Annotated in this window: 22 protein-coding genes and 2 pseudogenes; 12 read left to right on the top strand and 12 right to left on the bottom strand. The window is 71.6% G+C overall.

Annotated elements, in window-relative coordinates:
- The first annotated feature begins 29 nt into the window (after positions 1 to 29).
- From OG524_RS15850 to OG524_RS15825, 6 genes are all read left to right on the top strand, one after another.
- Positions 30 to 815 carry a redox-sensing transcriptional repressor Rex gene (locus tag OG524_RS15850; protein ID WP_384500246.1) on the top strand — a complete coding sequence of 262 codons (786 nt, stop codon included), beginning with the start codon at positions 30 to 32 and terminating at the stop codon, positions 813 to 815.
- Positions 812 to 2,296 carry a glutamyl-tRNA reductase gene (locus OG524_RS15845; protein ID WP_405390170.1) on the top strand — a complete coding sequence of 495 codons (1,485 nt, stop codon included), beginning with the start codon at positions 812 to 814 and terminating at the stop codon, positions 2,294 to 2,296. Before OG524_RS15850 ends, OG524_RS15845 begins: the two co-directional genes overlap by 4 nt.
- On the top strand, positions 2,293 to 3,279 hold the full coding sequence (gene hemC / locus OG524_RS15840) for a hydroxymethylbilane synthase (protein ID WP_405390171.1): 987 nt from the start codon (positions 2,293 to 2,295) through the stop codon (positions 3,277 to 3,279). The genes OG524_RS15845 and hemC overlap by 4 nt, the downstream gene beginning before the upstream one ends.
- Entirely contained in the window at positions 3,276 to 4,943 is a 1,668-nt protein-coding gene (locus tag OG524_RS15835; RefSeq protein WP_405390172.1) for a uroporphyrinogen-III synthase, read from the top strand. The genes hemC and OG524_RS15835 overlap by 4 nt, the downstream gene beginning before the upstream one ends.
- 117 nt (positions 4,944 to 5,060) lie before the next feature.
- Positions 5,061 to 6,056 carry a porphobilinogen synthase gene (gene hemB / locus OG524_RS15830; protein ID WP_405390173.1) on the top strand — a complete coding sequence of 332 codons (996 nt, stop codon included), beginning with the start codon at positions 5,061 to 5,063 and terminating at the stop codon, positions 6,054 to 6,056.
- A 112-nt stretch (positions 6,057 to 6,168) separates the two neighbouring features.
- Entirely contained in the window at positions 6,169 to 7,482 is a 1,314-nt protein-coding gene (locus OG524_RS15825) for a hypothetical protein (RefSeq protein ID WP_405390174.1), read from the top strand.
- Between the two features lie 36 nt (positions 7,483 to 7,518).
- Here OG524_RS15825 and OG524_RS15820 read toward each other — a convergent pair whose 3' ends face one another.
- From OG524_RS15820 to OG524_RS15810, 3 genes are all read right to left on the bottom strand, one after another.
- Positions 7,519 to 7,752, bottom strand: coding sequence for a hypothetical protein (locus tag OG524_RS15820; RefSeq protein WP_405390175.1), 234 nt, complete (start codon positions 7,750 to 7,752; stop codon positions 7,519 to 7,521).
- Between the two features lie 171 nt (positions 7,753 to 7,923).
- Entirely contained in the window at positions 7,924 to 8,679 is a 756-nt protein-coding gene (locus OG524_RS15815) for a DUF4253 domain-containing protein (RefSeq protein ID WP_405390176.1), read from the bottom strand.
- Between the two features lie 123 nt (positions 8,680 to 8,802).
- Positions 8,803 to 9,507 carry a DUF4232 domain-containing protein gene (locus tag OG524_RS15810; RefSeq protein ID WP_405390177.1) on the bottom strand — a complete coding sequence of 235 codons (705 nt, stop codon included), beginning with the start codon at positions 9,505 to 9,507 and terminating at the stop codon, positions 8,803 to 8,805.
- 402 nt (positions 9,508 to 9,909) lie between these two features.
- Here OG524_RS15810 and OG524_RS15805 point away from each other — a divergent pair, with 402 nt between their 5' ends.
- Both OG524_RS15805 and OG524_RS15800 read left to right on the top strand, forming a co-directional pair.
- Complete coding sequence (locus tag OG524_RS15805) at positions 9,910 to 11,259, top strand: helix-turn-helix domain-containing protein (RefSeq protein ID WP_405810720.1); 1,350 nt, start codon at positions 9,910 to 9,912, stop codon at positions 11,257 to 11,259.
- 146 nt (positions 11,260 to 11,405) lie between these two features.
- Positions 11,406 to 11,824 (top strand): annotated as a pseudogene (locus tag OG524_RS15800) (hypothetical protein); the annotation flags it as partial.
- An 80-nt stretch (positions 11,825 to 11,904) separates the two neighbouring features.
- Here OG524_RS15800 and argS read toward each other — a convergent pair.
- Positions 11,905 to 13,677, bottom strand: a complete 1,773-nt coding sequence (gene argS / locus OG524_RS15795) for an arginine--tRNA ligase (protein ID WP_405390179.1) — start codon at positions 13,675 to 13,677, stop codon at positions 11,905 to 11,907.
- Between the two features lie 132 nt (positions 13,678 to 13,809).
- Between argS and lysS the strand changes: the two genes are divergently transcribed.
- Entirely contained in the window at positions 13,810 to 15,570 is a 1,761-nt protein-coding gene (gene lysS / locus OG524_RS15790; RefSeq protein WP_405393178.1) for a lysine--tRNA ligase, read from the top strand.
- Between the two features lie 61 nt (positions 15,571 to 15,631).
- On the opposite strand, the gene OG524_RS15785 is transcribed toward lysS, so the two are convergent.
- The 3 genes from OG524_RS15785 to OG524_RS15775 all read right to left on the bottom strand — a co-directional run bounded on the left by OG524_RS15785 (position 15,632) and on the right by OG524_RS15775 (position 19,235).
- Positions 15,632 to 17,095 carry a DUF2637 domain-containing protein gene (locus tag OG524_RS15785; RefSeq protein ID WP_405390180.1) on the bottom strand — a complete coding sequence of 488 codons (1,464 nt, stop codon included), beginning with the start codon at positions 17,093 to 17,095 and terminating at the stop codon, positions 15,632 to 15,634.
- 257 nt (positions 17,096 to 17,352) lie between these two features.
- The gene (locus OG524_RS15780; RefSeq protein ID WP_405390181.1) at positions 17,353 to 18,174 is read right to left on the bottom strand and encodes a DUF3558 domain-containing protein; all 822 of its coding nucleotides are present in this window, start codon (positions 18,172 to 18,174) and stop codon (positions 17,353 to 17,355) included.
- A gap of 254 nt (positions 18,175 to 18,428) precedes the next feature.
- Positions 18,429 to 19,235, bottom strand: coding sequence for a DUF3558 domain-containing protein (locus OG524_RS15775; protein ID WP_405390182.1), 807 nt, complete (start codon positions 19,233 to 19,235; stop codon positions 18,429 to 18,431).
- Between the two features lie 170 nt (positions 19,236 to 19,405).
- On the opposite strand from OG524_RS15775, the gene OG524_RS15770 reads away from it, so the two are divergent.
- The gene (locus OG524_RS15770) at positions 19,406 to 20,599 is read left to right on the top strand and encodes an RtcB family protein (RefSeq protein ID WP_405390183.1); all 1,194 of its coding nucleotides are present in this window, start codon (positions 19,406 to 19,408) and stop codon (positions 20,597 to 20,599) included.
- Between the two features lie 68 nt (positions 20,600 to 20,667).
- Here OG524_RS15770 and OG524_RS15765 read toward each other — a convergent pair whose 3' ends face one another.
- On the bottom strand, positions 20,668 to 21,426 hold the full coding sequence (locus OG524_RS15765) for an SDR family NAD(P)-dependent oxidoreductase (protein ID WP_405390184.1): 759 nt from the start codon (positions 21,424 to 21,426) through the stop codon (positions 20,668 to 20,670).
- 71 nt (positions 21,427 to 21,497) lie between these two features.
- Positions 21,498 to 21,733: pseudogene (locus OG524_RS15760) on the bottom strand (YnfA family protein); the annotation flags it as partial.
- A 122-nt stretch (positions 21,734 to 21,855) separates the two neighbouring features.
- Here OG524_RS15760 and OG524_RS15755 point away from each other — a divergent pair.
- A complete protein-coding gene (locus tag OG524_RS15755) occupies positions 21,856 to 22,326 on the top strand; it encodes a hypothetical protein (RefSeq protein ID WP_405810716.1) in 471 nt (156 codons plus the stop codon).
- Between the two features lie 19 nt (positions 22,327 to 22,345).
- Here OG524_RS15755 and OG524_RS15750 read toward each other — a convergent pair whose 3' ends face one another.
- Both OG524_RS15750 and OG524_RS15745 read right to left on the bottom strand, forming a co-directional pair.
- Entirely contained in the window at positions 22,346 to 23,095 is a 750-nt protein-coding gene (locus OG524_RS15750) for a Mut7-C RNAse domain-containing protein (RefSeq protein ID WP_405390187.1), read from the bottom strand.
- A 470-nt stretch (positions 23,096 to 23,565) separates the two neighbouring features.
- Positions 23,566 to 23,961, bottom strand: coding sequence for a MerR family transcriptional regulator (locus tag OG524_RS15745; protein ID WP_405393179.1), 396 nt, complete (start codon positions 23,959 to 23,961; stop codon positions 23,566 to 23,568).
- A 341-nt stretch (positions 23,962 to 24,302) separates the two neighbouring features.
- Between OG524_RS15745 and OG524_RS15740 the strand changes: the two genes are divergently transcribed.
- Entirely contained in the window at positions 24,303 to 25,805 is a 1,503-nt protein-coding gene (locus OG524_RS15740; RefSeq protein ID WP_405390188.1) for a SulP family inorganic anion transporter, read from the top strand.
- Positions 25,806 to 25,996: 191 nt separating this feature from the next.
- On the opposite strand, the gene OG524_RS15735 is transcribed toward OG524_RS15740, so the two are convergent.
- A complete protein-coding gene (locus tag OG524_RS15735) occupies positions 25,997 to 26,863 on the bottom strand; it encodes a GyrI-like domain-containing protein (RefSeq protein ID WP_405810713.1) in 867 nt (288 codons plus the stop codon).
- Positions 26,864 to 26,978 lie beyond the last annotated feature (115 nt).

Raw genomic sequence — 26,978 nt, 5'->3', positions numbered from 1 at the left:
TGCAGCCCCGCTCATCCCGCAGGAGCACCGTGGCAACTGGCCGAACTCACCGACCGGCGACCCGTAGCCGAGGAATTCCCGAGGCCACCGTCGCCCGGCTTCCGCTGTATCTACGCGCACTGACGGCGCTCTCCGAGCGTTCGGTTCCCACGGTCTCCTCCGAGGAACTCGCCGCCGCGGCGGGGGTCAACTCCGCGAAGCTGCGCAAGGACTTCAGCTACCTGGGTTCCTACGGCACGCGTGGTGTCGGGTACGACGTCGAATATCTCGTCTACCAGATCTCCCGCGAACTCGGCCTCACCCAGGACTGGCCGGTCGCCATCGTCGGCATCGGTAACCTCGGCGCCGCGCTCGCCAACTACGGCGGCTTCGCCTCCCGTGGTTTCCGGGTCGCCGCCCTGATCGACGCGGACCCCGCCATGGCGGGTACGCCCGTCGCCGGGATCGCCGTCCAGCACACCGACGACCTGGACCGGATCATCAGCGACAACGGTGTGTCCATCGGCGTCATCACCACCCCGCCCGGAGCGGCCCAGCAGGTCTGCGACCGGCTCGTGGCCGCCGGTGTGACCTCCATCCTGAACTTCGCCCCGACGGTGCTCTCCGTGCCCGACGGTGTGGACGTGCGCAAGGTCGACCTCTCCATCGAGCTCCAGATCCTCGCCTTCCACGAGCAGCGCAAGGCCGGCGAGGAAGCCGCAGCCGACGGCACCGCGGTCGAGGACCCCGACGAGGACCAGGCGCCGCCCATGCGCGCCACCCCCGTGAACCGGAAGGGACCCGACGGGGACATGCCCGCCGTGATGCCGGCATGAGCCTCCTGGTCGTAGGACTGAGCCACCGCAGCGCCCCCGTCTCCGTGCTGGAGCGGGCGTCGCTGGCGCCCGAGACCCAGACGAAGCTGCTGCAGGACACCCTCGCCGCGGAACCCGCGACCGAGGGCGCCGTGCTGGCCACCTGCAACCGCATCGAGCTGTACGCGGACGTGGACAAGTTCCACGCGGGTGTCGCCGAGCTCTCCACGCTGCTCGCGCAGCACAGCGGGGTCGGCCTGGACGAGCTCACCCCCTATCTCTACGTGCACTACGAGGACCGCGCCGTCCACCACCTCTTCTCGGTGGCCTGTGGACTGGACTCGATGGTCGTGGGCGAGGGCCAGATCCTCGGCCAGATCAAGGACGCGCTCGCGCTGGGGCAGGACCTGCATACCGCCGGACGCCTGCTGAACGACCTCTTCCAGCAGTCCCTGCGGGTCGGCAAGCGCGCCCACAGCGAGACCGGGATCGACCGGGCCGGGCAGTCGCTCGTCACCTTCGGCCTCGAGCAGCTCGCCGACGGCACCGAGGTCACCGGGTGGGCCGCGGGCAAGCGTGCCCTGGTGATCGGCGCGGGCTCGATGTCCTCGCTCGCCGCCGCCACGCTGGCCCGTGCCGGGGTCGCCGAGATCGTCGTCGCCAACCGGACCCGGGCCCGTGCCGACCGGCTCGCCGAGATCCTCGGCCAGGGCGGCCAGGTCACGGCCCGCGCGGTGGACATGGCCGCCGTGGCGGACGAACTGACACGTGCAGACGTCGTCGTCTCCTGTACCGGCGCCACCGGGCTCGTCCTTACCGCGGAGGCCGTCGCCGAGGCGCTCGGCGTCGACTTCGACATCGCGGAGAAGCCGTCCACGGCTCCCGCCGCCGCGTCCGACCCGCTGGACCAGCACGCCGCGTGGGTGGAGAACGGTTCCGCCACCGCGGCCTCGCAGGCAGCGGTGCGCGTGCCCGCGCAGGCCCGCTCCCGTGGCCCCGCCCGGCTCCACCTGCTCGACCTCGCCATGCCCCGCGACATCGACGGAGCGGCCCACCGCATCGACGGTGTGCGCCTCGTCGACATCGAGTCGCTGGCCGAGGCGTCCGCGGACGCCCCGATGGCCGCCGATGTGGACCAGGTGCGCACCCTCGTCGCGGACGAGGTCGCCGCCTTCGGCGCCGCCCAGCGTGCCGCCCACATCACGCCGACCGTCGTCGCCCTGCGCACCATGGCCGCCGATGTGGTGGCCGGCGAGATCGCGCGGCTCGACGGACGCCTCCCCGACCTGGACGAGAAACAGCGCGCCGAGATCACGCAGACCGTGCGCCGCGTCGTCGACAAGCTCCTGCACGCGCCCACCGTGCGGGTCAAGCAGCTCGCCAGCGAGCCCGGCGGCGCCGGGTACGCGGACGCGCTGCGGGAACTCTTCGACCTCGACCCGCAGACGGTGGCCGCCGTCTCCCGGGCAGACCTGAACGACCCGAATAGAGGGCGGTCATGACCGACAACTCACCCCTGGGCGGGGAGACCACGAAGCCGCTCAGGCTCGGCACCCGGCGCAGCAAGCTGGCCATGGCGCAGTCCGGCATGGTCGCCGACGCGGTCCGTGAGGTGACCGGGCGCGCCGTCGAGCTCGTCGAGATCACCACGTACGGGGACGTCTCCCGGGAGCAGCTCTCACAGATCGGCGGGACCGGCGTGTTCGTCGCCGCGCTGCGCGAGGCGCTGCTGAGCGGCGAGGTGGACTTCGCGGTCCACTCGCTCAAGGACCTTCCGACCGCACAGCCGGAGGGCCTCGTCCTGGCCGCCGTACCGGAGCGCGAGGACCCGCGCGACGTACTGGTGGCCCGGGACGGGCTGACCTTCGAACAGCTTCCGTCCGGCGCCCGTATAGGCACCGGTTCGGCGCGCCGCATGGCGCAGCTCAACTCGTACGCCCGGTCGCACGGACTCGACATGGAGACCGTGCCGATCCGGGGCAACGTCGATACCCGTATCGGTTTCGTACGGAGCGGCGAGCTGGACGCGGTGGTACTCGCCGCCGCCGGGCTCAGCCGTCTTGGCCGGACCGGTGAAGTGACCGATTTCCTGTCGGTCGACACCGTCCTGCCTGCTCCCGGCCAGGGAGCACTGGCGATCGAGTGCGCTGCGACCAGCGCCGACCTCGCCGCAGCTCTCGCCGAGCTCGACGACCCGTACACCCGGGTCGCCGTGACCGCCGAGCGCGCCCTGCTCGCCGCTCTGGAGGCCGGCTGCTCCGCACCTGTGGGTGCGCTGGCCGACCTCCTGGCCGACGGTCAGACTGTCAACGAACTGCGCCTGCGCGGTGTCGTCGGTTCCACCGACGGCACTTCCCTGGTGCAGCTGTCCATCACCGGTCCCGTTCCCACGTCGCACGACGACGCGGTGGCCCTCGGACGCGAGCTCGCGTCCGAGATGCTCGCCAAGGGTGCGGCCGGTCTTATGGGGGAGCGAGCACTTTGAGCCCCACCGGCCCCGTCGTATCCGACTTCCCTGTCCTGTCCTCAGGGCACGTCACCTTCCTCGGCGCCGGTCCCGGCGACCCGGGACTGCTGACTCTGCGCGCTGTCGAGGCGCTCGCGAGCGCGGACGTTCTTGTGGCCGAGCCCGACGTTCTCGACGTCGTCCGCTGCCATGCGCGGGCAGGGGTAAGCACGCCTGAGATGACGGTTGTTGACGTGTCGTCAACAGCCGCCGGAGTACCCGTTCTCAGGGACGCCGCCAATCTTGTCATGGAGGCAGCGAAGGGTGGCAGGCGGGTGGTCCGTGCCGTCACGGGGGACCCCGGTCTGGACGGCGACACGGGCGCGGAGATGCTCGCCTGCGCCGCCGCCGGTGTGCCCTTCGAAGTAGTCCCCGGCATCGCGAACGCCGTCGGTGTACCGGCGTACGCCGGTGTGCCGCTGCGTGACGCGCAGGGCGCCGATGTGCGCTTCGTCGACGCGCGTACCGCCTCGGACCGCTGCTGGGCGGAGGTCGGCGCGAGCGACGCGACGGCCGTCGTGTCCACGTCGCTCGACTCGGTGGCCGCGGCCGCCGGGGAGCTGGTCTCGGCGGGCCGCAAGCCCGACACCCCGCTGACGGTGACGATCGCGGGTACGACGACGCGCCAGCGCACCTGGACGGCGACCCTCGGGACGATCGCCCAGGTCCTGAAGCAGGCCAAGGTCCTCCCGTCGCCGGACGGGCACCGGTCCGTCATAGCCGTGGTCGGGGAGCGCAGCTCTGCCGCCCAGCGTGACCAGCTGTCGTGGTTCGAGTCCAAGCCGCTGTTCGGCTGGAAGGTGCTCGTGCCGCGTACGAAGGAGCAGGCGGCGTCGCTCTCCGACCAGCTGCGTTCCTACGGTGCGGTGCCGCACGAGGTCCCGACGATCGCCGTCGAGCCGCCGCGGACGCCCCAGCAGATGGAGCGGGCGGTCAAGGGCCTGGTCACGGGCCGGTACGAGTGGATCGCCTTCACCTCGGTGAACGCGGTCAAGGCCGTGCGGGAGAAGTTCGAGGAGTACGGGCTCGACGCCCGTGCCTTCGCCGGGATCAAGGTCGCGGCCGTCGGTGAGCAGACGGCCGCCGCGCTGATCGACTTCGGTGTGAAGCCGGATCTCGTGCCGTCCGGTGAGCAGTCCGCCGCCGGTCTGCTGGAGGACTGGCCGCCGTACGACCCGGTCTTCGACCCGATCGACCGGGTGTTCCTGCCGCGTGCGGACATCGCCACGGAGACCCTGGTGGCCGGGCTCATCGAGCTCGGCTGGGAGGTCGACGACGTCACCGCGTACCGCACGGTCCGCGCCTCGCCGCCGCCCGCCGACACCCGTGAGGCGATCAAGGGCGGCGGTTTCGACGCGGTGCTCTTCACCTCGTCCTCGACCGTCCGCAACCTGGTCGGTATCGCGGGCAAGCCGCACAACGTCACGGTGATCGCGTGTATCGGTCCCGCCACGGCGAAGACCGCCGAGGAGCACGGCCTGCGGGTCGACGTCCTGTCCCCCGAGCCGTCGGTCCACAAGCTGGCCCAGGCGCTGGCGGACTTCGGCGCGCAGCGCCGGGACGCGGCGAAGGAGGCCGGTGACCCGGTGACCCGGCCGAGCGAGCGGCGTCCGGGTGCGAGACGGCGCCGGTCGACGACCTGACGGTCGGTACGGATGTGTGGGGCCCGGCCGCTTCTTCGTGAAGCGGCCGGGCCCCGCTTCCTTTTTCCGGCCCGGGTGTCGGTAAATCGGTGATGTGTGCGGGTCTAGTCTCGAAGGATGACTGTGTACGGAAACTTCCCCGGCTCGCGGCCCCGGCGGCTGCGGACGACGCCCGTCATGCGGCGCATGGTCGCCGAGACGCGGCTCGACCCCGCGAATCTGGTCCTGCCCGCGTTCGTGCGTGAGGGCATCGACGCCCCGGTCGCCATCTCGGCGATGCCCGGTGTGCAGCAGCACACCCTGGACACCCTGCGGAAGGCCGCGGTCGACGCGGTCGCGGCCGGGGTCTCCGGGATCATGCTCTTCGGTGTCCCGTCGGACGAGAAGAAGGACGCCCGGGGCACGGCGGGCACCGACCCGGACGGCATCCTCCAGGTCGCGCTGCGGGCGGTACGGGAGGAGGTGGGCGACGACCTCGTGATCATGTCCGACCTGTGCCTGGACGAGTACACCGACCACGGCCACTGCGGGGTGCTGACCGAGGACGGCCGCGTCGACAACGACGCCACGCTGGAGCGGTACGCCGAGATGGCCCAGGTGCAGGCCGACGCGGGCGCCCATGCGGTGGGCCCCAGCGGCATGATGGACGGCCAGGTCGGGGTGATCCGCGACGCGCTGGACCAGGCCGGGCACGAGGACGTGTCGATCCTCGCGTACACCGCGAAGTACTCCTCCGCGTTCTACGGTCCGTTCCGTGAGGCGGTGGGCTCCTCGCTCAGGGGCGACCGCAAGACGTACCAGCAGGACCCGGCGAACATCCGCGAGTCGATGCGTGAACTGGCGCTCGACCTGGAGGAGGGCGCCGACATGGTCATGGTCAAGCCCGCCGGACCGTACCTGGACATCCTGGCCAAGGTCGCCGCGTCGGTGGACGTGCCGGTCGCGGCGTACCAGATCAGCGGTGAGTACGCGATGATCGAGGCCGCCGCGGAGAAGGGCTGGATCGACCGGGACGCGGCGATCCTGGAGAGTCTGACGGGCATCCGGCGGGCCGGAGCGCAGATCATCCTGACGTACTGGGCGACGGAGGTCGCGCGGCGGCTGGGGCGCTGAGGCCCTGACGACCGTACCGGCCGCGTCGGACGGGCACCCCTCCTGTCCCGCGGCCGGCCACCGGTGATCAATTCGATTGAACGCGGCCCCGCTTGCGGCGAAGATCGTCCGCATGTTCTCACGCAGGAATCGCCGTTCCCCGTCCCCCGAACTGTCCGCGGCCTGGGACCGTCTCGGCGAAGGTGACGTCCCGGGCGCGCTGCGGGAGCTGCGGGCGGTTCCGGAGGCTCCGCGCGCACAGGTCGCGGCCGTCGTCGCCCGGGCCGCGGAGGCGGCGGGGTTCGACGACCTGAGGAAGGCCGCCGAGGCGTTGGCCGCACACCCCGACCGGGTGCGGCCGCTCTACGACTACGGCTACGCCTGTGTGGAGCGAGGGGTGTCCTACCTGGCGATACCCGCCCTGCGTGAGGCGGTGCGCCTGCAGCCGGGTTCCGCGGGGGTGCTGCGCGAGCTGGTTTCCGCGTACGAGGGCGAGGGGCGCCACCGGGAGGCCGCCGATGCCCTGCTGGGACACGAGGACGGTCTCGCCGACTGGCCCGACCGCTACCTCCTCGTCCACAACGCCGTCCTGGCGGGAGACCTGGAACTGGCCCGCCGTCATCACACCGGCCTGACCGCCCCCGACCCCACATGGCTGGGGGCACGGGACCGGCAGAACCGGGTCCTGGAACGGGCGTCGAGCGCCGGGCGGGTGAGCCCACTGGACCACCTCGATCTGCGGGGCTGGCAGTACGTCATGGGCGGCACCCTGCTGGGTACGCTCTCCCCGCACGGCTTCGACGCCGGGATGACCGGCCGGTACGCCTGGTTCCAGGACTCCCACGACCAGTGCCTGCAGGGACTGTCGCGGCTCCGGGCGGTGCTGGAGGCCACCGGGGCGCACCCGCGTTCGGTGTCCCTCCTGCCGGACCGGGGGAGCCGGATCCTGGGCCTGGCCGCCGCAGAGGTGCTGGGCCTCCCCTCGGTGCCCTTCGACGCCGACCGCGAGGACACCGTCGTGATCGCCTACGACCTGGACGACACCGCGCGCACCGCTCAGGGTCCCGAACTGCTCGGGCAGCTCCTGCGCCGGGTGCCGGGCCAGGTGCTGCACGAGCACGCGAGCTGCTGGACCGACCCGCCGGTCGTCGCCGCCGACAGCGTCACGCTGCTCCACCAGTCGGTCGTGCCCCCGTGGGGCGAGATCCTCCGGCAGGGCGCCGACGGCGGCATGGAGCGCGGGGCGGCCGACGAGCGGCCGGAGGCGGAGATCGCCGCGGACATCATGGGCGCCGACCCGGTACCGGACGAGGGGGACGGGCAGTCGCCCGCCGACCCCCTCGACGTGCTCACGGACTTCGCCTCGGCGGTACGCGGCACCTGGCTCCGGGGCGACCGGGCCCGGCTGCGTTCCCCGGGGCCGGTGGCGAGTTCGCGTTTCCTCTGAGGGGCCGGGCGGTCGAAGCGCCCTGACCCGCCCCGCTCAGGGCCGGTCGACGAGGCCCATGAACGCGACGGACGCGCACAGCACGAAACCGGGCGCGGCCCACGCGAGCAACAGACGGGCCGGGTCCCGCCGTTGACGCCACGGCAGCACCCAGCTCGCCACCAGCACGACCAGTGACAGCAGCAGGCCGACGCAGAGGACGCCCCAGCCCGCTTCGAACGAGTCGGTGGAGCGGTCGGCGGCGGCACCGTTGCAGGAGTCGCAGGCCATGGGGGAGAGCGCACCGAAGAACAGGGCCGCGCCCGCTGCCGGGAAGGGTGACGAGCGTCGAGAGCAGCGGTGCGATCCAGGCGTGCGGGCTACGGGAATCGAGCAGGGCAAGTCGTCGGGCATGTGTACGAGTCAACCGGGGTGGCCGGCCGGGCACATGAGCGCTCCTGCTCAGTCCCACCAGAACGACCACGTCTCCTGACCCAGGAGGTGCTTCTCCGCATAGACGTCCAGGCCGTCCCCGGGGGCCGCGTGGATGTTGTCCGGGCAGAACGCGAAGTGCTCGGCGGCCAGGGCCCGCGCCTCCGCCAGGGTGGTGGGAGGCCGTCCCACGGACACAGTCAGGGTGTCGAAGCCGAGCGCCACGACCCGGATGTCGAAGCGGTCCTCCCAGGAGCGCAGCACCGTACAGAGCCGGGCCACGTCGTTCTCGTAGTTGAGCGGGCCCGACCAGCCGATCGCCGCCGGGATGTCCGCGCTGCGCCGGGCGGGCACGAGCGCCGTCCGCGCGCCCTCCGTGAGCTGGTCGGCTATCTCCGCGGCGAGCTCGTCCGGGGTCTCGGACGAGCTCGCGGACGGGGTGGGCGCCAGGCCGGGCCACTCGGCCGCGTCCTCCAGCTCGTCGGGGGCGTAGTCCCCCCAGTACTCGGCGAGGACGTCCTCCGCGTCGTGGTCACCCGGATACGAGGTCTCGCCCGGGTTGAGGTCCCACTCCTCGGGCCACTGGTCACGCCGCCCGCCGTCCACCAGCACCGGGAGCAGGCCGAGCGGCCGCCCGGTCGCCCGCAGCCGGGCCCAGTCTCCCGGCTGCGCCGGCTCGTCGGCGTACCAGAGCAGAGGCTCGTGCCACGGCTCATCGTTAGTGGTGTCCACCAACGTGCCCGGCGGAAGGTCCAACAGCGGCAGGGGATTAGGAAGCGCAACCATGCCCCCGACTCTAGAACCCCCCACTGACACACACCCCCCTGATCGTGAGTGTGAGGCAAGGGACGGGAATGCGGGCGATATGCCCGAATTCCCTGTCCCTTGCCTCACATTGAACGGTGGGTGTCAGTACGTGAGGGCGTCGGTCATGTCCGTCTGCCAGTAGGTGACCGTGAGGGTGCTGTCCACGTAGACGGGCTTGGTGAGCGGGACGGTCGTCGACGGGCCGCTGGAGCCGGAGCCTTCGCGGCCCTGGAAGCTGACGGTCAGGTCCTTGGTGGAGTAGCCGTTCGTGCCGCTGCCGTCGGCGGAGGAGGTCATGACGGCGGCGTAGGCGGACTGGCCGGGGTTGAGGGTGACGACGGCCTGCGGCTTGCTCTCCTCGAAGACCTGGGGGGCCGACTGCGCCTCGCCGAACTTGAGGAACGGGTAGGAGTAGGCGTTGCACGCCCTGGAGCCGGAGTTGGTCACGGTGAGCAGCATGTGGTTGACGGGCCGGGGCACGGCCGTGAGCGTCACCTTGGTGTTCCCGCCGTCGCACGCGAGGGTGACGGGGCCGTTGTCGGTGCCGGTGTCCTTCGGCTTCTGCGCGGCGGGCTCGGCGGTCGAACCCGAGCCCGGAGCGGAGCCCTTGGGGTCCTTCCCCTGGCCGTCCGTGGGTGCCTTCGTGCTGTCCGCCGGCTGCTCGGACGGGGCGGCGGGTGCCGGGGTGGAGGCGCCCGCAGCCGCCGAGCCGTCCTCCTGGCAGGCGGTCAGGGTGAGCGCGGTCAGGAGGGCGGCGGTGCCGAGGACGGAAGTGCGGGCGACGCGGCGGAAGTGACGGTTACGCATGAGGTGGTTCTCCCCGTTCGGAAAGGCGTTCAGAAGGTCTTCGGAAGATCAGTCGTGCTCGGGGCGCCGCGTTGGCGCGCCGGGTGGTGCTCGGTGTACTGGACAATGACGAGTGGTCAGAGGTGACACAGGAGGGTGATGAAGGTCGCCGTGGAAGCGATCAGCACTCCTGTGGCGACGGCGTCCGTGAGGCTCAGTTCGAAGCGGGTACGCACTGCGTCTCCCGAGGTGGACGAAGGCTGCGTTCAGCGGTGTGTCCACATCTTGTGCGGCGGCGGATTCCGGTGGCAACGGCTGCCGGGTGACACGGGACGCCGGAACGGTTGAATGCCCCCTGACCTGGGGAAACATGCCCTCCCTGGAACGCTTTCCCGGGATGGATCAAAGGGAGGAACGGTCGGGGTGGGTACGGAGATCCAGGACTTCGCGGCAGAGCTCAGTGGGCTCAAGGAGCGTTCCGGGCTGAGTTACGGAGTGCTTGCCCGGAAGCTGCACATGAGTACGTCGACCGTCCACCGGTACTGCAACGGCGACGCGGTTCCGCACGACTACGCGCCCGTCGAGCGCTTCGCCCGGGTGTGCGGGGCGTCGGCGGACGAGTTGGTCGGGCTGCACCGGAAGTGGATCCTCGCCGACGAGGCGAAGCGGCGGGGGGCGCGGAAGCCTGAGGTGACCGTCGCGGCGGATCCCGGGCGATCGGTTCCGGCGGGGGACGGGGCCCCGGAACCCCAGCCGGAGCCCCGGACGACTCCGGAGCCGGAGCCGGGAGGCGCGGACGTTACGCCGCTTGAGGTGGCCGGTCCTACCGCCGGTGGGCTCGCTGCCCCGCGGCGGCCCTCCCGGCGGTTGCGCGTCCTGCTCGCCGCGGCGGCCGTCGTCGCGCTCACCGTGCCCGGCGCCCTGGCCGTCCGTGGCCTCACGGACGACGACGGGTCCGGCGGCGGACGTGCCGACGCGGCCACCGGAACGGCCGCGTCGAGCGTGAGCCCGAGTCCTCGCCCGAGCAGCGGCAGCCCATCCGCGAAGCCGAGCCGGTCGGCCTCCCCGTCGGCCGGCGGCAGCGCCACCGCCGAGCCCTCCGCCACCGCGGGCGCACCGGCACGGCAGGGCGGCGGGGCGGACGACCGGGGCACCCCCGTGAGTGCCGTCATCAGCTCGTACAACTGGGAGGCACCGTGCGGGCAGTACTACCTGCTCGACGGCGAGCCCGGCACCGTGCCGCCGCCGCCGACCGATCCTCAGGAAAGCCGCGGTTGGGCGAAGGCGCTCGGCGGTGTGGACGGGGGCGACATGATGCTCGAACTCACCCTCCAGGGGGCGTCGCGGGAAGCGGTCGTGCTCAAGGGGCTGCACGTGCGGGTCGTGTCGCGTGAACCGGCGCTCGCCTGGGCCGCGTACTCGATGGGGGAGGGCTGCGGGAGCGGTATCACCCCGCAGTCCTTCGACATCGACCTGGACGACGGCCAGCCCCACACGCAGCCGGTCGCGGGGCAGGGCGGCGGTGCCGTCGTCCCGGCCAAGGACTTCCCGTACCGGGTGAGTTCCACCGACGTGGAGGTGTTCAACCTCGACGCGCACGTGGAGGGACACGACGTGACCTGGTACCTGGAGCTGGAGTGGAGCAGCGGCGACCGGAGCGGGACCCTGCGCGTCGACGACGACGGCGAGCCGTTCCGTACGAGCAGCATCTCGGGGAGGCCGCAGTACCTCTACTGGAGGGACAGGGCGGAGTGGGTGGAAGCCGAGTACTGACCGGGCGGGAGGCGCGATCGTGCCGGTGGCGCGCGGTCCGGCCGGCTTCGGCCGGAAGGACGTGCGGGCCCTGTTCCGGGTGTGGCCGGCCCGGCCGGGGGCGTACGGGCCTTCACCTGCGGTCCGTCGGGTGAAGGGAGCACGCCATGAGCGAGGCAGTCCAGGCATCACCGGAAGCGCCCGCGGTGGTCACGGAGCCGTGCCCGATCTGCAGTTGCTGATCCAGCTGCTGGACAGAGAGCTGCGGTCGAGCCTGCCGATCACCCTCACCCTCACCGGCGGTGTGCTGCACGGAGACGTGATCGGTCACGAGGCGTGGAAGGCCGACTGGGCGAGGAGTCTGCGCCAGGTCGAGGGCGAGGGCGCCAACCTGATCGCGGAGTTCCCCGAGACGGTGGACCAGGGGATCCGGGAACTGGTCGCGGGTGAGGGCGCGGGGCAGCTGCCGCGCTGGATCCATCTCAGGGACGTCACACTCGTCCTCGGCGGTGCGGGCGCCCTGCATCTGCCGCTGTGGCGGGGCCGGCTGGCCGACGTGTCGGGATGGGCGCCGGGACGGCCGCAACGAGACGGGGCGGTGTGCAGGAACGCGGAGGCCCGGCACTCCGTGAAGGGGTGCCGGGCCTTTGGTCCGCCGCGACGCGGTCAGAGGCGCTCGGGCGTCCTGATGCCGAGGAGCGCCATGCCCTGGTGCAGGGTGCGGGCGGTGAGCTCGACGAGGAACAGCCGGTTCTCGACGACCTCCGCCGGGTTCTCGTCGCTGAGCACCTGGCACTGGTCGTAGAACGTGGTGAGGTGCGAGGCGAGCTGGTAGAGGTACGCGGCCAGCTTGTGCGGCTCGTACGCCGACGCCACCTCGGCCAGGACCTCGCCGAACTGGTCCAGGTGCAGACCCAGCGCACGCTCGGCCGCAGCCAGCTCCAGCTCCGGGTGCGCGGCCGGCTTCGCGTCCCCGGCCTTGCGCAGGATGGAACGGATACGGGCGTACGCGTACTGGAGGTACACCGACGTGTCGCCGTGCAGCGACACCATCTGGTCCAGGTCGAACTTGTAGTCCCGGACCGCCGAGGTCGACAGGTCCGCGTACTTCACGGCGCCGACGCCGACGTACCGGCCGTTCTCGACGATCTCGTCCTCGGACAGGCCCACCTTCGCGGCCTTCTCCCGGACGACCGCGGTGGCCCGCTCGACGGCCTCGTCCAGCAGGTCCTCCAGCCGGACCGTCACACCCTCACGGGTCTTGAACGGCTTGCCGTCCTTGCCCAGGATCGTGCCGAACGCCAGCTGGTGGGCCTTGACGTCCTCGTTGAGCCAGCCCGCCCGGCGGGCCGTCTCGAAGACCATCTTGAAGTGCAGGGACTGCCGGACGTCGACCACGTAGACCAGGGAGTCGGCCTTGAGGTCCTGGACCCGGTCGCGGATCGCGGAGAGGTCCGTCGCCGCGTAGCCGTAGCCGCCGTTCGTCTTCTTGACGATCAGCGGGACCGGGTTGCCGTCCGGGCCCTTCACGTCGTCGAAGAACACGCACAGCGCACCCTCGGAGCGGACGGCCACACCCGTCTCCTCCAGGATCCGGCAGGTCTCCTCCAGCATGTCGTTGTAGCCCGACTCGCCGACGATGTCGGCGTCGCGGACCTCCACGTCGAGCTTGTCGAAGACCGAGTAGAAGTAGACCTTCGACTCGTCGACGAAGCCCTGCCAGAGCGCCAGCGTCTCCGGGTCACCGGCCTGGAGGGCCACCACCCGGTCCCGGGCGCGGGCCTTGAACTCCTCGTCGGCGTCGAAGAGGACCCGCGAGGCCTTGTAGACGCGGTTCAGGGACGACATCGCGGCCTCGCCGTCGGCCGCCCCGCCCTCCTGGTGGCCCAGGGCGCCCGGGTGCTCGATCAGGTACTGGATGAGCATGCCGAACTGCGTGCCCCAGTCGCCGATGTGGTGGCGCCGGATCACGTTCTCGCCGGTGAATTCCAGGATCTGCACCATGGCGTCGCCGATGACCGCCGACCGCAGGTGGCCGACGTGCATCTCCTTCGCCACGTTCGGCTGGGCGTAGTCGATGACCGTCGTGCCCGCGGCGGCGTTCACCGGGACGCCGAGCCGGTCGCCGTCCGCGGCGCGCGCGGCGAGGGTCTCGACGATCGCCCGGTCGGTGAGCGTCACGTTCAGGAAGCCGGGGCCGGAGACCTCGATGTCCTTGATCAGGTCACCCGTCGGAAGGGCGGCCGTGACCTGGGCCGCCAGCTCGCGCGGGTTGCCCTTGAGCTTCTTGGCGAGCGCGAGGATGCCGTTGGCCTGGAAGTCGGCCCGGTCACTTCGGCGCAGCAGCGGGTCCGCGGTGCCGGCATCCGGCAGAGCTGCCGTCAGGGCGTCCGCCAGCTGCTGCTGGAGCGTGGAAGCGAGGGAAGGGACCGAAGCCATGAGCCGGCTGCCGTTTCCGTAGGAGACAAGGGATCGCCCAAGTATCCCACGGGCCGCAAAGCCGTTTTCGCGCTGCGGTCGGTACCTGGGAGAATGGATCCCGCCCCTATGAGTCCTACACGAGAGAAGGACGTGCCGACCGTGGCTTCGAGTCAGAGCAGCACCGAGACCGACTGGGTCTCCCGCTTCGCGGACGATGTCATCGCCGAATCGGAGCGACGTGCGCCTGGCAAACCGGTCGTCGTCGCGTCCGGCCTTTCCCCGTCGGGCCCGATCCACCTGGGCAACCTCCGCGAGGTCATGACCCCGCACCTCGTCGCCGACGAGATCCGCCGCCGCGGGTACACCGTGCGCCACCTGATCTCCTGGGACGACTACGACCGCTACCGCAAGGTCCCGAACGGCGTCGCGGGCGTCGACGGGTCGTGGGCCGAGCACATCGGCAAGCCGCTGACCTCGGTGCCCGCCCCGGCCGGGTCCGCGTACCCGAACTGGGCGGAACACTTCAAGGCCGCGATGACCCAGGCGCTGGACGAGCTCGGCGTGGAGTACGACGGGATCAGCCAGACCGAGCAGTACCTGGCGGGGACGTACCGCGAGCAGATCCTGCACGCGATGCGGCACCGCGCCGACATCGACGCCGTCCTGGACCGCTACCGCACCAAGAAGGACGGCGTCGCGGGCGCCAAGGGCGGTAGGAAGCCGCAGCAGAAGAAGGTCGACGAGGCCGAGCTGGAGGCCGCCGAGGGCTCCGGCGCGGCGGACGAGGACGACGGCAGCGGCAGCACCGCCGGCTACTTCCCGTACAAGCCCTACTGCGGCAACTGCGAGAAGGACCTCACCGTCGTCACGTCCTACGACGACGACTCGACCGAGCTGAACTACACCTGTTCGGCCTGCGGGTTCGCCGAAACGGTCCGCCTCGGTGAGTTCAACCGCGGCAAGCTCGTCTGGAAGGTCGACTGGCCGATGCGCTGGGCCTACGAGGGCGTGATCTTCGAGCCCAGCGGTGTGGACCACTCCTCGCCCGGCTCCTCCTTCGTCGTCGGCGGCCAGATCGTGCGCGAGGTCTTCGACGGCGTCCAGCCGATCGGACCGATGTACGCGTTCGTCGGGATCTCCGGCATGGCGAAGATGTCCTCCAGCAAGGGCGGTGTGCCGACCCCGGCCGACGCGCTGAAGATCATGGAGGCGCCGCTGCTGCGCTGGCTGTACGCGCGCCGCAGGCCCAACCAGTCCTTCAAGATCGCCTTCGACCAGGAGATCCAGCGGCTGTACGACGAGTGGGACTCGCTGGCCCGCAAGGTCGCCGACGGTTCGGTGCTGCCCGCCGACGCCGCCGCCTACGCGCGGGCCGTCGGCACGGCCGCGGGGGAGCTGCCCAGCACCCCGCGCCCGCTCCCGTACCGCACGCTCGCCTCGGTCGCCGACATCACGGCGGGCGCCGAGGACCAGACGCTGCGCATCCTGACCGAGCTCGACCCTTCGAGCCCTCTGACCTCGCTCGACGAGGCACGGCCCCGGCTCGACCGTGCCGAGAACTGGATCACCAGCCAGGTCCCGGCCGAGGCCCGCACCATCGTCCGCGACGAGCCGGACAAGGAGCTCCTCGGCTCCCTGGACGAGAAGGGCCGCGAGTCGCTGCGGCTGCTGCTGGAAGGGCTCGACTCGCACTGGTCGCTGGACGGGCTGACCACGCTCGTCTACGGCGTGCCGAAGGTGATGGAGGGGCTGGAGCCGGACGCCAAGCCGACGCCGGAGCTGAAGGCGTCCCAGCGGTCCTTCTTCGCGCTGCTCTACCGGCTGCTGGTCAGCCGGGACACCGGGCCGCGGCTGCCCACGCTGCTGCTCGCCGTGGGCGTGGACCGGGTGCGCAGGCTCCTCGGCGCGTAGTCCCGACAGCGAAACGACCGGGCGGGCCGCTGAGCGGCCCGCCCGGTCGTGTGCGTGGGGGTCACGCGATGTGTTCGGCGGACATCTCGTTGTCGAAGCGCTGCCTGAACCCCGGCAGCAGTCGCCGCAGGAGCGGACCGCTGCGGGGGTGGCGGACGTCGTGGCCGTCGGCGAGGTGGATGTCGAGCACCGCGACGCTGGGGTAGTTCTGGTGCTCCTGCGTGTACTCGGCGAACACCTTGTAGGCGATCTCACCGAACTCGGCCTCGGCCTCGGCCCACTCGGCCTCTTTCTGCGCGTCACGAGGCGGCTGCGGGTCCTGGCCCTGGTCCTGCGGGGCCTGCTGGGTCTGCTCCTGCGGAGCCCGCACGTCCGGCTGTTGCTGCTGCGGGGCCTGCGGCTGCTGCTCCTGCTTGCGCAGCGGGTCCTGCCGCTCCGGGTGCGGGGCGGGCTGCGGTTCGCCGTTACGGGGGTGCGGGAACGCGCCGATCGTGCCCACGTTGCCGAGCGGGCGGGTCCGGCCGCCGGGACCGGACGGGATCATCACCGGAGTGGGTTCCAGGCCCTCGACGTACGTGGGGTTGTACGCGCTCTCGTACGCGTCCTCAGGAACCTGCGGTGCCGCGAACCAGGGGCTGTCGTGGGAGCCGGGGCCTTCCTGCGGCCAGTCGTCCGGGTCCGCCGACGGGTGCTGCTGGTGCCCGTGTCGCTGCTGTGCCTGCGGCCCCTGGTACGGGGGCCCTGCGGGGTTCTGCCGGCCCTGCTGCGGGGCGTACGGGAGTTGGGGGTGCTGGGGCTCGCCCTCGACGGCCGAGGGGGCGGGCGGCAGCAGTGCCGGTTCGATGCCCGCGGCGGCGAGGCCGGCCGGGGCGGTCTCGGCGAGTGGTACGCCGTACTTCGCCAGGCGCAGCGGCATCAGGGACTCGATGGGTGCCTTGCGGCGCCAGCTGCGGCCGAACCGGGCCTGCAGGCGGGCCTGGTAGATCAGCCGGTCCTGTTCGAGCTTGATGACCTGTTCGTAACTGCGCAGCTCCCACAGCTTCATGCGGCGCCACAGCTTGAACGTGGGGACGGGGGAGAGCAGCCAGCGGGTGAGGCGGACGCCCTCCATGTGCTTGTCGGCCGTGATGTCCGCGATCCGGCCGACGGCGTGCCGGGCGGCCTCGACGGAGACGACGAACAGGATCGGGATCACCGCGTGCATGCCGGTGCCCAGCGGGTCGGGCCAGGCGGCGGCGCCGTTGAAGGCGATGGTGGCCGCGGTCAGCAGCCAGGCCGTCTGACGCAGCAGCGGGAACGGGATCCGCATCCAGGTCAGCAGCAGGTCCAGCGCGAGCAGGACGCAGATCCCCGCGTCGATGCCGATCGGGAAGACCAGGGAGAACCGGCCGAATCCCTTCTCCTCCGCGAGTTCGCGGACGGCTGCGTACGACCCCGCGAAGCCGATCGCGGCGATGAGCACCGCACCGGCGACGACGACCCCGATGAGTATTCGGTGCGTGCGTGTCAGCTGCATTGCGGCCACCCGCGTTCCCCTCCCTGCTCGGTCTGTTGCGAGCGACAGCCTGGCACATGTGTACGAGCGGGTGCGGGCCGGTACGGGCAGAGGCCGTCCGACGCCCGCCGTGGCACGGCGACTTCCGTTCCGCCGATGGAGCATTCCCGCACTGTTCGCGGGCCGTTTCCCGGATCCCCGGCACCCTTGCCGGTGCCGGTGCGAAGGAGCGCACCCGCCGGCCCGATTCGCCCGGCGGGTGCGCTCCTTCGCGCCGTGGGGTGTCGCTACGACTTGCGGGAAGCCTTGGCGGTCGTCTTGGGGGACGTCTTGCCGGAGGCCTTCGCGGACGGTGTGGCGGATGCCTTGGCCGACGGCTTGGCCGAGGGCTTCTCCGCGGTGGCGTTGTCGCCGTCGACCGAGGCGACGGCTTCCTTGGCGGCCTTCTCGGCGCCCTTGAGGATGTCGGCCGCGGAGGGGGTCTTGGCTCCCGCGTAGCCGGCGCCGTTGTAGGTGAGCGTGACGACGACGTTGCCCGTACGGGCGACGACCGTCGCGTACTTGAAGTCCTCGCTCGTCTTGGTGAGGTCGTAGGTGACGGTGGTGGCCTGCTCACCGATTCCGTCGGCCGGTGCGGCCGCGGCCTTCTTGGCACCCTCGGTCGCCTGCGCCTTGGCGACCTGCTTGGTGTACTCGTCCGTGGCCCGCTCGGCTCCGCTGCCCAGGGCCTGGTCGGAGTCGAAGCGGAGGAAGCCGACGTCGAGCCAGCGGTACTGGGAACCCTTGACGCCGTTGTCGTCCAGGCCGTTCCAGGAGCAACTGCTGCGGGTCTCCGTGTTGCTGGACTTGCCCGCGGTGCCGGACTTGACCTTGCTCTCGGGGACCAGGGACTCGATCGTCTTCTTCGCGATCGACTTGCAGGTGTCGGCGGGCAGCGCGTCGAACTTCGCGGGCTCGACGGTCGGCTCCGTCTTCTTCTCGCTGGGCGCGGCGGACGAGTCCGAGCCCTTCTTGTCGCCGGAGTCCGACGAGCAGCCGGCGACGACGAGCATCACCGGAACGGCGGCGCAGGCGAGTATGCGGGACAGTCGCGGGGCTGATCGGTGCATGGTTCCTTCACTCGGACGGCACGGCGGTCTCGGTCGTGCGGGCGGACCGCTGTGCGGCGGGCGGTGCTGTACGTCGGTCGGGCGGCGGTGCTGTACGTCGGTCGGGCTGTGCGGCGGGCGGCCGGATCGGCCGGTCCGCCGGGCAGGCCCGGCGCTTCGGAGGGCCACGGTACGACGGACGGCGGCCGGACGCCGCCTCGGTCGCGGGCCCCGGGGTGCGGGGCGGCCCCTCGGCGGAGGCCCGCCGGCGGGGGCTACTCGCTGAGGGTCTCGGCCAGCTTCCGGGCCAGGGCCTGCGCCTTCTCCTGCAGTTCCTGGCTGTCGGGCACCTCGGTGACGCGGGCGGGCTGCTCGGTGTACTGGACGGTCACGATGACGTTCGATGTGCGGAATACCACGCTCACGGTGCGGTGCTGGGCGGTGGATCCCGCCCGGGTGAGGGCGTCGTCCAGGAACGCGGCGTCCCCCAGGCCCTCCAGCAGCCGGGGCCGGAGCTCCTCGGAGGTGCTTGCGGACGGGCTCGCCGAGGGGGAGCCGGACGCGGTTTTGCCCGGGGACCCGGAGGGGGAGCCGCTGGGCGTCGGGCCGGGGGAGCCGGCGACGGTGCTGCTGGGCGTCGCGCCGGTCGCCCCGGGGGCCAGGCCGGCGGCGTCCTCCTTCTTGGCGTACACCTCGTCGGCGCGGTCGTCGTCGCTCACCGAGGGGTCGTACGACACGACGCGCTCGAAGTCGATGGAGAGGTTCCGGGACGCGTCCGGGGCGGTCGAGCTCCAGCGGCAGCCGACCTTGCGGTCGGTGTCGTAGGTGACGGTGGCCGTGCCCTCGTACACCTTCTCCTGCTGCTTCTCGGGCAGCTCGGCGGCGCCGGGCAGCAGGTCCTTGAGCGTCGAACCCGGCACGGCGCGGCAGGATTCGGGCAGCGTCCGGTACTTGCCGGGCGGTGCGGCCGAGACCGTCGGGCTGCCGGGCTTGCTGTCGGCGGCGGGGTCGTCGGCGTCGGAGCCGGCGCTGCAGCCGGCGACGAGCGCTGCGAGGAGCGCGACGCCGGGTACGTACGCCATGTGTCGCACGGTCCCAGACTCCCTTCGGTACGAAAACAGGTTGCCGCTCGATGGCGGCCGATGGACACAATGTGTATCGCACGCGCCGCTGTGAATGCCGGTCGGCAGACCTATATGCCGGCCTCGGCACCGGTTTTGCGCTTTCAGTCTTTTCGGGGGATAGAGGGGTTATGTCGTATGTAGAGGTGCCGGGCGCGCAGGTTCCGATCCGGATGTGGGCGGACCCGGCTTCGGTCGAGGACGTCGCGATGCAGCAGCTGCGGAACGTGTCGACGCTGCCCTGGATCAAGGGTCTGGCCGTCATGCCGGACGTCCATTTCGGCAAGGGCGCGACCGTCGGTTCGGTGATCGCCATGCACGGGGCGGTGTGCCCGGCCGCGGTGGGCGTGGACATCGGCTGCGGGATGTCGGCGGTGAAGACGTCGCTGACGGCCAACGACCTTCCGGGCGATCTGTCGCGTCTCCGGTCGAAGATCGAGCAGGCCATTCCGGTGGGCCGCGGCATGCACGACAGCATCGTGGACCCGGGAAAGCTGCACGGATTCCCGACCTCGGGCTGGGACGACTTCTGGACGCGGTTCGACGGGATCGCCGATGCGGTCAAATTCCGGCAGGAGCGTGCCACGAAGCAGATGGGAACGCTCGGATCGGGCAATCACTTCATCGAGTTCTGTCTCGACGAAGTGGGCGCGGTGTGGCTGATGCTGCACTCCGGTTCCCGGAACATCGGCAAGGAACTCGCGGACTTCCACATCGGGCAGGCCCAGAAGCTCCCGCACAACCAGGGACTCGTCGACCGTGACCTCGCGGTCTTCGTCGCGGACACCCCGCAGATGGCCGCGTACCGCAACGACCTGTTCTGGGCGCAGGAGTACGCGAAGTACAACCGCTCGATCATGATGGGTCTCTTCCAGGACGTGGTCCGGAAGGAATTCAAGAAGGCCAGGGTCACCTTCGAGCCGGTCATCTCCTGCCACCACAACTACGTGGCGGAGGAGCGGTACGAGGGCATGGACCTGCTGGTCACCCGGAAGGGCGCGATCCGGGCCGGTTCCGGGGAGTTCGGAATCATCCCCGGGTCGATGGGCACCGGTTCGTACATCGTGAAGGGCCTGGGGAACGAGAAGTCGTTCAACTCGGCCTCGCACGGGGCGGGGCGGCGGATGAGCCGGAACGCCGCGAAGCGGAAGTTCTCGACGCGGGACCTGGAGGACCAGACGCGGGGCGTGGAGTGCCGTAAGGACTCCGGTGTCGTGGACGAGATCCCGGCCGCGTACAAGCCGATCGAGCAGGTCATCGAGCAGCAGCGGGACCTGGTCGAGGTCGTCGCGAAGCTCAAGCAGGTCGTGTGCGTGAAGGGCTGAGGCCCGGCACCCCGCGTGAGGAGAAGCCCCGGACCGGCCGCGGTCCGGGGCTTCTCCTCTGCTGCCGGTCACAGCGTGCGGTGCACCTTGGAGTTGGAGGCCTGGGCGCGGGGGCGGACCACCAGGAGGTCGATGTTGACGTGGCTGGGACGGGTGACGGCCCAGGTGATCGTGTCGGCCACGTCGTCCGCCGTGAGCGGGGCGTCGACGCCCGCGTAGACCTTCGCGGCCTTCTCGGTGTCGCCCCGGAAGCGGGTCGTGGCGAACTCCTCGGTCTTGACCATGCCGGGCGCGACCTCGATGACCCGGACCGGCGTGCCGACGATCTCCAGGCGGAGGGTCTCGGCCAGGACGTGCTCGCCGTGCTTGGCCGCGACATAACCGCCGCCCCCCTCGTACGAGGAGAGCGCCGCGGTCGAGGACAGGATCACGATCGTGCCGTCGCCGCTCGCGGTGAGGGCGGGCAGCAGGGCCTGGGTGACGTTGAGGGTGCCGATGACGTTCGTCTCGTACATCTGGCGCCAGTCGGCCGGGTCGCCCGTCGCGACGGGGTCGGCGCCCAGCGCCCCGCCCGCGTTGTTGACGAGGACGGCCAGGGAGCTGAACGCGGTGGCGAACTCGTCCACGGCCGCCCGGTCGGTGACGTCCAGGGCGTAGGCCGTCGCCTGGTGGCCCGCCTCGGTGAGCTCGGCGGCGAGGGCCTCGATGCGGTCCTTTCGGCGGGCGGTGAGCACCACGCGGTGCCCGGCGGCGGCCAGCTGCCGGGCGGTCGCGGCACCGATGCCGCTGCTCGCACCGGTGATGACGGCGATGGGGGTGGCGGCCATGGTGAACTCCTCGGACAACTGGTCGGGTACGGGCCAAGGATAGGCAGGCCGTCCGTGCGCGGATCTCGGTGGCCGCGGGGTGCGTACATGATCACGGCGTGCCGCCAGGCAGATCAGCGCCCCGTCACGTCCCAGCGGTCCGGGCGGTGGCCTCCCCCGCTGCCTCCAGGGCGTGGGGGACCCGGACCGTGCCCCAGGCGATCGACCCGGCGACGAGCACCCCGCCGTACGCGGCGAGGATCCGGCCGAAGCCGCCGTCCGGCTGGAGCGTGGCCACGAAGCCGTACGCGCCCGGGGCGATGACGCCCGTGCGCCGGTGCGTGGGCCGTGCGGGTGGGGGACGGGCGGCGAACCGGTCCTTAAACAGGGACGATTGGCCCTTATGGGTATGTTCGGCGCATGCGACTGACGCGTAGAACAGTGCGGAGCATGTCCGCGGCGACGGCGATGGCGGCGGCTGTGGTGCTGGGGCCGTGGCTGTCCGCCGTGGCCGAACCGGCGCCCCGGGGTCTCGCACCGGAGGCCGACGTGACCCACCACGGACACGTCTCGCTCCAGGACGGGCGGCTCGGAGTCCTGCTGAACCGCGGGAACCGCGGGCCGTCGCCGCTCACGGACATGACCGTACGGCTGCGCTTCTCCGTCCCGCTCGCGGCCCGGCAGCAGCTGCCCCAGGGCTGCCTGCGCAGCGGTGGCCGGACGGTGCTGTGCGGGACCGGACCGCTGCGTGTGGACGGTGAGGTGCGGCGCACCGCGGTCGGCGTACGGCTGACGGGCCGGCCCGCCGAGGTGGTCGTGCGGGTGGACACGGTGTGGAACGGCGGCGCGAGCGACCGCGACCGGCACAACGACACGCACGAGGTGCTGACCCTCTCCACCGGCGACCCGTACGTGTTCTGAGGGGCCGCCGTCCGGTGTGTCAGGTGGTCGGGGCGCCGCTGCCCGCCCCGCCGAACTCGCGCACCGCGTCCGCGACGACGGCCTCCAGGCCCGCGTGGTGGGCGCCCCGCCAGTACACCCGCTCGCAGGCCGTGCACCGCGCGAACACGTCGTACGACTGCTGGGTGCCCTTCTCCAGCCGGGCGCTCACGGACTCCTTGTCGGCCTCCGCGAGCTCCCCGTTGCACGCGGTGCACCGGGTCCACGGTGCGAGCACCGGGGCGAACCGGCCCAGGACGTCACGGAGCTGCTCCTCGGGGCGGTCGCTGTAGACGTACGCCCCCGCCCAGATCTCCCGGCGCCTGAGCAGCCCCCGGTCCCGGGAGAGCAGCACCCGCCGCTGCGCCGCGGACAGGGCCGCCAGCGCCGGGTCCCCGATGTCCTCGCTCTCGTACGCCGCGTCCACGCCCAGCAGCCGCAACCGGCGGGCGAGCGTGCCCAGATGGACGTCGAGGAGGAAGCGCAGTGGCGCGCCGGGAACCTGCTGGGGGCGCCGCACGGCCCGCACCTCGACCAGCTCGCCCGCGCCGGGGATGTGCGACACGGGCACGGGCGTGCCGTCGACGAGCAGCTGTCCGGCCTCGGTGAGCGGGACGCCGAGGGACTCCACGACGTGTCCCAGGGTCGACGAGCCGTCGGTGACGACGGCGGTCCGCCCCAGGCGGCGCTCGTGGGCGACGAAGAGCCGGAGTTCCGGAGCTACTTCGAGGGTGATCTCAGGTCCGTTCACCTGGTCAGGATGCCATTGCGCGGGGTGCGGCAGCGAGAGGGTTCCGGGAGGTGGCGGCGCGTTCAGCGGGGCGCGAACGCTGTCAGGGGCGTCCGGTGCGGCGGTGGAGCCCCCGGCCGGGTGCGTCCGGTCGCTCCGGGGTCGGCGGCCGGCGGGGCTCCGGGAGGGTGCCGGAGGGTGAGCCGGACCCGCGTACGCGCAGAAGCGCCGCCGTAGTGGGTGCGTCGACCGCCTGCCGGTGCGGGCAGGTGACCCGCGCCGGCTCCCGGTCCGTGCCTACGAGGCCGCCGGGCGTCGTCGCACGCTCGCCCTGCGGGACCGGGGTCCAGGCCCGCCGGTCACCCCCCGGACGGGCCCGGACCGCCTGCCGGTGCGGGCAGGTGACCCGCGCCGGCTCCCGGTCCGTGCCTACGAGGCCACCGGGCGTCGTCGCACGCTCGCCCTGCGGGACCGGGGTCCAGGCCCGCCGGTCACCCCCCGGACGGGCCCTTCCGCTCCAGGCGGGTGCGGAGCGTCCCGGCGAACTCCTCGGCCCGCGCCAGCTGGGTCCGCAACTTGAGCACCTGCTCGGACGCGGCCCGTTCGTAGGCGCGCACCCGCTCCAGGAGCGCGTCGCGCTCCTCCGGCGCGGCTTCCCCGCCGTGGTCGAGGTGGTCGATCGCTTCCAGCAGGTCCCGCATCTCCTCCAGGGTGAAGCCGAGCGGCTTCATCCGGCGGATGACCATCAGCCGGTCGACATCGGCCTCGGTGTAGAGGCGGAACCCGCCCCGGGACCTGGCCGAGGGGACCACGAGACCCGACTCCTCGTAGTGCCGGATCGTGCGCAGCGACAGCTCGGTCCGTGTGGCGACCTCGCCGATCTGCATGTGCCCGCTGCTCACAGGGTGCCCTTCCCGCCTCTCGCCGTGGCCACGAACGGACGGCGATTCCATCTCTACCCTAACGTTAGGGTAGAGTTGCTCGGTGCCCGTGCACCATGGCCGGACCGACGACGCCTCCGGCGCCCTCCCGATCCCGGTGGGTGTGCGTGACGGCGACGCCCGGCCGTGGCGGTACGCCGCCCCGGCGGCAGCCACCCGCGCTGCCTGCCCCCGAAGCTTCCGTCCGCCGTCGCGGACGATCCGCGGGACGCCGCCCCGGCTCCCGCGGTCCCCGCACGCCCCACTGTGCCGCCGGGTGTGCCCGAGTCCGACAGGTCCTGCTCCCCTTGTCCTCTTCCGTACTGTCCCCGGTCGGCCGGTTCCCCGGCCGGCGTCCGTCCTGGCTGTCCCCGAAGGTCTTCCGGACCGAGGCCCTGGCCGGACTCGTCGTGGGCCTGGCGCTGATTCCCGAGGCGATCTCGTTCTCGATCATCGCCGGGGTCGATCCGGCGGTCGGCCTGTTCGCGTCGTTCACCATGGCCGTCGTCATCTCCTTCGTCGGCGGCAGGCCCGCGATGATCTCCGCGGCCACCGGTGCGGTGGCCCTGGTCATCGCCCCGCTCAACCGGGAGCACGGCTTCGGATATCTGGTCGCGGGCGTCATCCTCGGAGGGATCTTCCAGATCGTCCTCGGGGCGCTCGGCGTCGCCAGGCTGATGCGGTTCGTGCCCCGCAGCGTGATGGTCGGTTTCGTCAACTCGCTGGCGATCCTGGTCTTCCTGGGCCAGGTCTCCGAGATCAGCGACGTGCCCTGGGCCGTGTATCCGCTGGTCGTCGGTGGGCTGGCGCTGATGGTGTTCTTCCCGAGGGTCACCAGGGCGGTCCCGGCCCCGCTGGTCTCCATCGTCATCCTCACCATGATCACCGTCGCCGCCGGCATCGCCGTACCGACGGTCGGCGACAAGGGCGAGCTGCCCTCGTCCCTCCCCGTGCCCGGACTGCCGGACGTGCCCTTCACCCTGGACACGCTGACGACCATCGCGCCCTACGCGCTCGCGATGGCGCTGGTCGGGCTGATGGAGTCGCTGATGACGGCCAAGCTGGTCGACGAGATCACCGACACCCACTCCAGCAAGACCCGCGAGTCCATCGGCCAGGGCATCGCCAACATCGTGACCGGGTTCTTCGGCGGCATGGGCGGCTGCGCGATGATCGGCCAGACGATGATCAACGTACGGGTCTCCGGCGCCCGTACCCGGCTGTCCACCTTCCTCGCCGGGACGTTTCTGATGGTGCTGTGCATCGTCTTCGGGCCGGTCGTCTCCGACATCCCGATGGCGGCCCTCGTCGCGGTCATGATCATGGTGTGCTTCGCGACCTTCGACTGGCACTCCATCGCGCCCAGGACCCTCCGGCGGATGCCCGCGGGCGAGATCACGGTCATGGTCGTCACCGTCGTCTGCGTGGTCGCCACCGAGAACCTCGCCGTCGGTGTGGTCGTCGGCTCGATCACCGCGATGGTCATCTTCGCCAAGCGGGTCGCCCACTTCGCGGACGTCACCGCGGTCACCGATCCCGACGGCAGCCGGGTCGTCTACTCCGTCACCGGCGAGCTGTTCTTCGCCTCGTCCAACGACCTCGTCGGCCGGTTCGCCTACGCGACCGACCCCGACCGGGTCGTCGTCGACCTGTCCGCCGCGCACATCTGGGACGCCTCCTCGGTCGCGACGCTGGACGCGATCACGACCCGGTACGAGCAGCGCGGGAAACAGGTGGAGATCGTCGGGCTGAACGAGCAGAGCGCCCGTATCCACGGCTCGCTCAGCGGCGAACTCACCGGCAGCCACTGAACGGCAGCCATTGAACTACGGCCGCTGAACTGCGGCCACCGAACGGCGATCGCTGAACTACGGCCACCGAACGGCAGCCACCCGACGGCACCGTGGGCACGCGGTCCGGGCGGGACCGCGTGCCCAAGGGCCGCCGGCCGGTCAGGGCGGGACCCGCCGTCGTCACGGCCGGTGTCCCGCCCCGCGCGCGCTCAGACGGTGGTGCGCTCCACCGGGATCCACAGTTCCGCGTCCGCGTGTGCCCCGTCCTGCGACGGTCGGGTCCGCAGGATCTCGGGGCCCGGCCGGCTCCGGTAGGGATTGGACGGGAACCACTGAGTGAAGACGTCCCGCCACAGGTACTGGAGCGTCTGCGGGAACGGCCCCGAGCTCTCGAACACCGCCCATGTGCCGGCCGGGACGTTGAGCGCGTCCATGTCCGCGGGCACCGCGGCGCCGGTCACCACACCGTAGTAGTAGTCGAGTCCGGTACCCTCGGCGCGGCTTTCGTCCAGATCGTCACTGACCGAGACGATCCCCTCCGGCTCCTGGTCGGACAGATCCTCGATACGCTGCCGGGTCTCCTGGCCGAGTCCCCGGATGAAGGCGACGATGGCCGGATTCATCCCCTCGTGCACGAGCGGGACACGTGCCTTCCTGCCGACGATCCGGAACGCGTCCTTCTCCACGACCCTGTACCGCATGCTGCTGCTCCCTTCGACGACGAGGCGGAAGGACATCCGGGGCTGGGACCGCAGAGACGCACCTGACCGCCTGGCCTCACCGGGCCCGACCCCGTGCATGGCGCGGAACGCACGCGCGAAAGCCTCGCCCGAGCCGTAGCCGCACCGCACCGCGATCTCCAGCAGCGTCCGCTCCCCGGCCAGCACCTCGGCACCCGCGACCGTCAGCCGCCTGCGCCGGACGTACTCCGACAGCGGCATCCCCGCGAGTGCGGAGAACAGCCGGCGGAAGTGGTACTCCGAGGTCATCCCGATGCGCGCCAGGTCGGACACCTCGACCGGCCGGTCGAGGTGCCGCTCGATGTGTTCCATGGCCTGATTCAGCCGCTCCAGCATCCGGGCCTCCTTCCCTTTCGGGCCCCACGCTAGGAAGGCACGGCCCCGCGGCACCCGACATCCTGTGCCCGGTCCGGTCGGGTGCGACAGGCGTGGTCATCCCGCCGCGGAACGG

Origin of the sequence: Streptomyces sp. NBC_01520, from assembly GCF_045040375.1 — a bacterium.
GTDB lineage: Bacteria > Actinomycetota > Actinomycetes > Streptomycetales > Streptomycetaceae > Streptomyces.
Note: the sequence above shows the minus strand (reverse complement) of the source record. Positions and strands in the feature narration are given on the sequence as shown.

What these genes read in the sequence shown, in the direction of transcription:
- OG524_RS15845 (WP_405390170.1), top strand. Translation starts at nt 812, where the DNA reads ATGAGCCTCCTGGTCGTAGGACTGAGCCACCGCAGCGCCCCCGTCTCC.
- hemC (WP_405390171.1), top strand. Translation starts at nt 2,293, where the DNA reads ATGACCGACAACTCACCCCTGGGCGGGGAGACCACGAAGCCGCTCAGG.
- hemB (WP_405390173.1), top strand. Translation starts at nt 5,061, where the DNA reads ATGACTGTGTACGGAAACTTCCCCGGCTCGCGGCCCCGGCGGCTGCGG.
- OG524_RS15825 (WP_405390174.1), top strand. Translation starts at nt 6,169, where the DNA reads ATGTTCTCACGCAGGAATCGCCGTTCCCCGTCCCCCGAACTGTCCGCG.
- OG524_RS15820 (WP_405390175.1), bottom strand. Translation starts at nt 7,752, where the DNA reads ATGGCCTGCGACTCCTGCAACGGTGCCGCCGCCGACCGCTCCACCGAC.
- OG524_RS15815 (WP_405390176.1), bottom strand. Translation starts at nt 8,679, where the DNA reads ATGGTTGCGCTTCCTAATCCCCTGCCGCTGTTGGACCTTCCGCCGGGC.
- OG524_RS15810 (WP_405390177.1), bottom strand. Translation starts at nt 9,507, where the DNA reads ATGCGTAACCGTCACTTCCGCCGCGTCGCCCGCACTTCCGTCCTCGGC.
- argS (WP_405390179.1), bottom strand. Translation starts at nt 13,677, where the DNA reads ATGGCTTCGGTCCCTTCCCTCGCTTCCACGCTCCAGCAGCAGCTGGCG.
- OG524_RS15780 (WP_405390181.1), bottom strand. Translation starts at nt 18,174, where the DNA reads ATGCACCGATCAGCCCCGCGACTGTCCCGCATACTCGCCTGCGCCGCC.
- OG524_RS15775 (WP_405390182.1), bottom strand. Translation starts at nt 19,235, where the DNA reads ATGGCGTACGTACCCGGCGTCGCGCTCCTCGCAGCGCTCGTCGCCGGC.
- OG524_RS15770 (WP_405390183.1), top strand. Translation starts at nt 19,406, where the DNA reads ATGTCGTATGTAGAGGTGCCGGGCGCGCAGGTTCCGATCCGGATGTGG.
- OG524_RS15765 (WP_405390184.1), bottom strand. Translation starts at nt 21,426, where the DNA reads ATGGCCGCCACCCCCATCGCCGTCATCACCGGTGCGAGCAGCGGCATC.
- OG524_RS15755 (WP_405810716.1), top strand. Translation starts at nt 21,856, where the DNA reads ATGTCCGCGGCGACGGCGATGGCGGCGGCTGTGGTGCTGGGGCCGTGG.
- OG524_RS15745 (WP_405393179.1), bottom strand. Translation starts at nt 23,961, where the DNA reads ATGCAGATCGGCGAGGTCGCCACACGGACCGAGCTGTCGCTGCGCACG.
- OG524_RS15735 (WP_405810713.1), bottom strand. Translation starts at nt 26,863, where the DNA reads ATGCTGGAGCGGCTGAATCAGGCCATGGAACACATCGAGCGGCACCTC.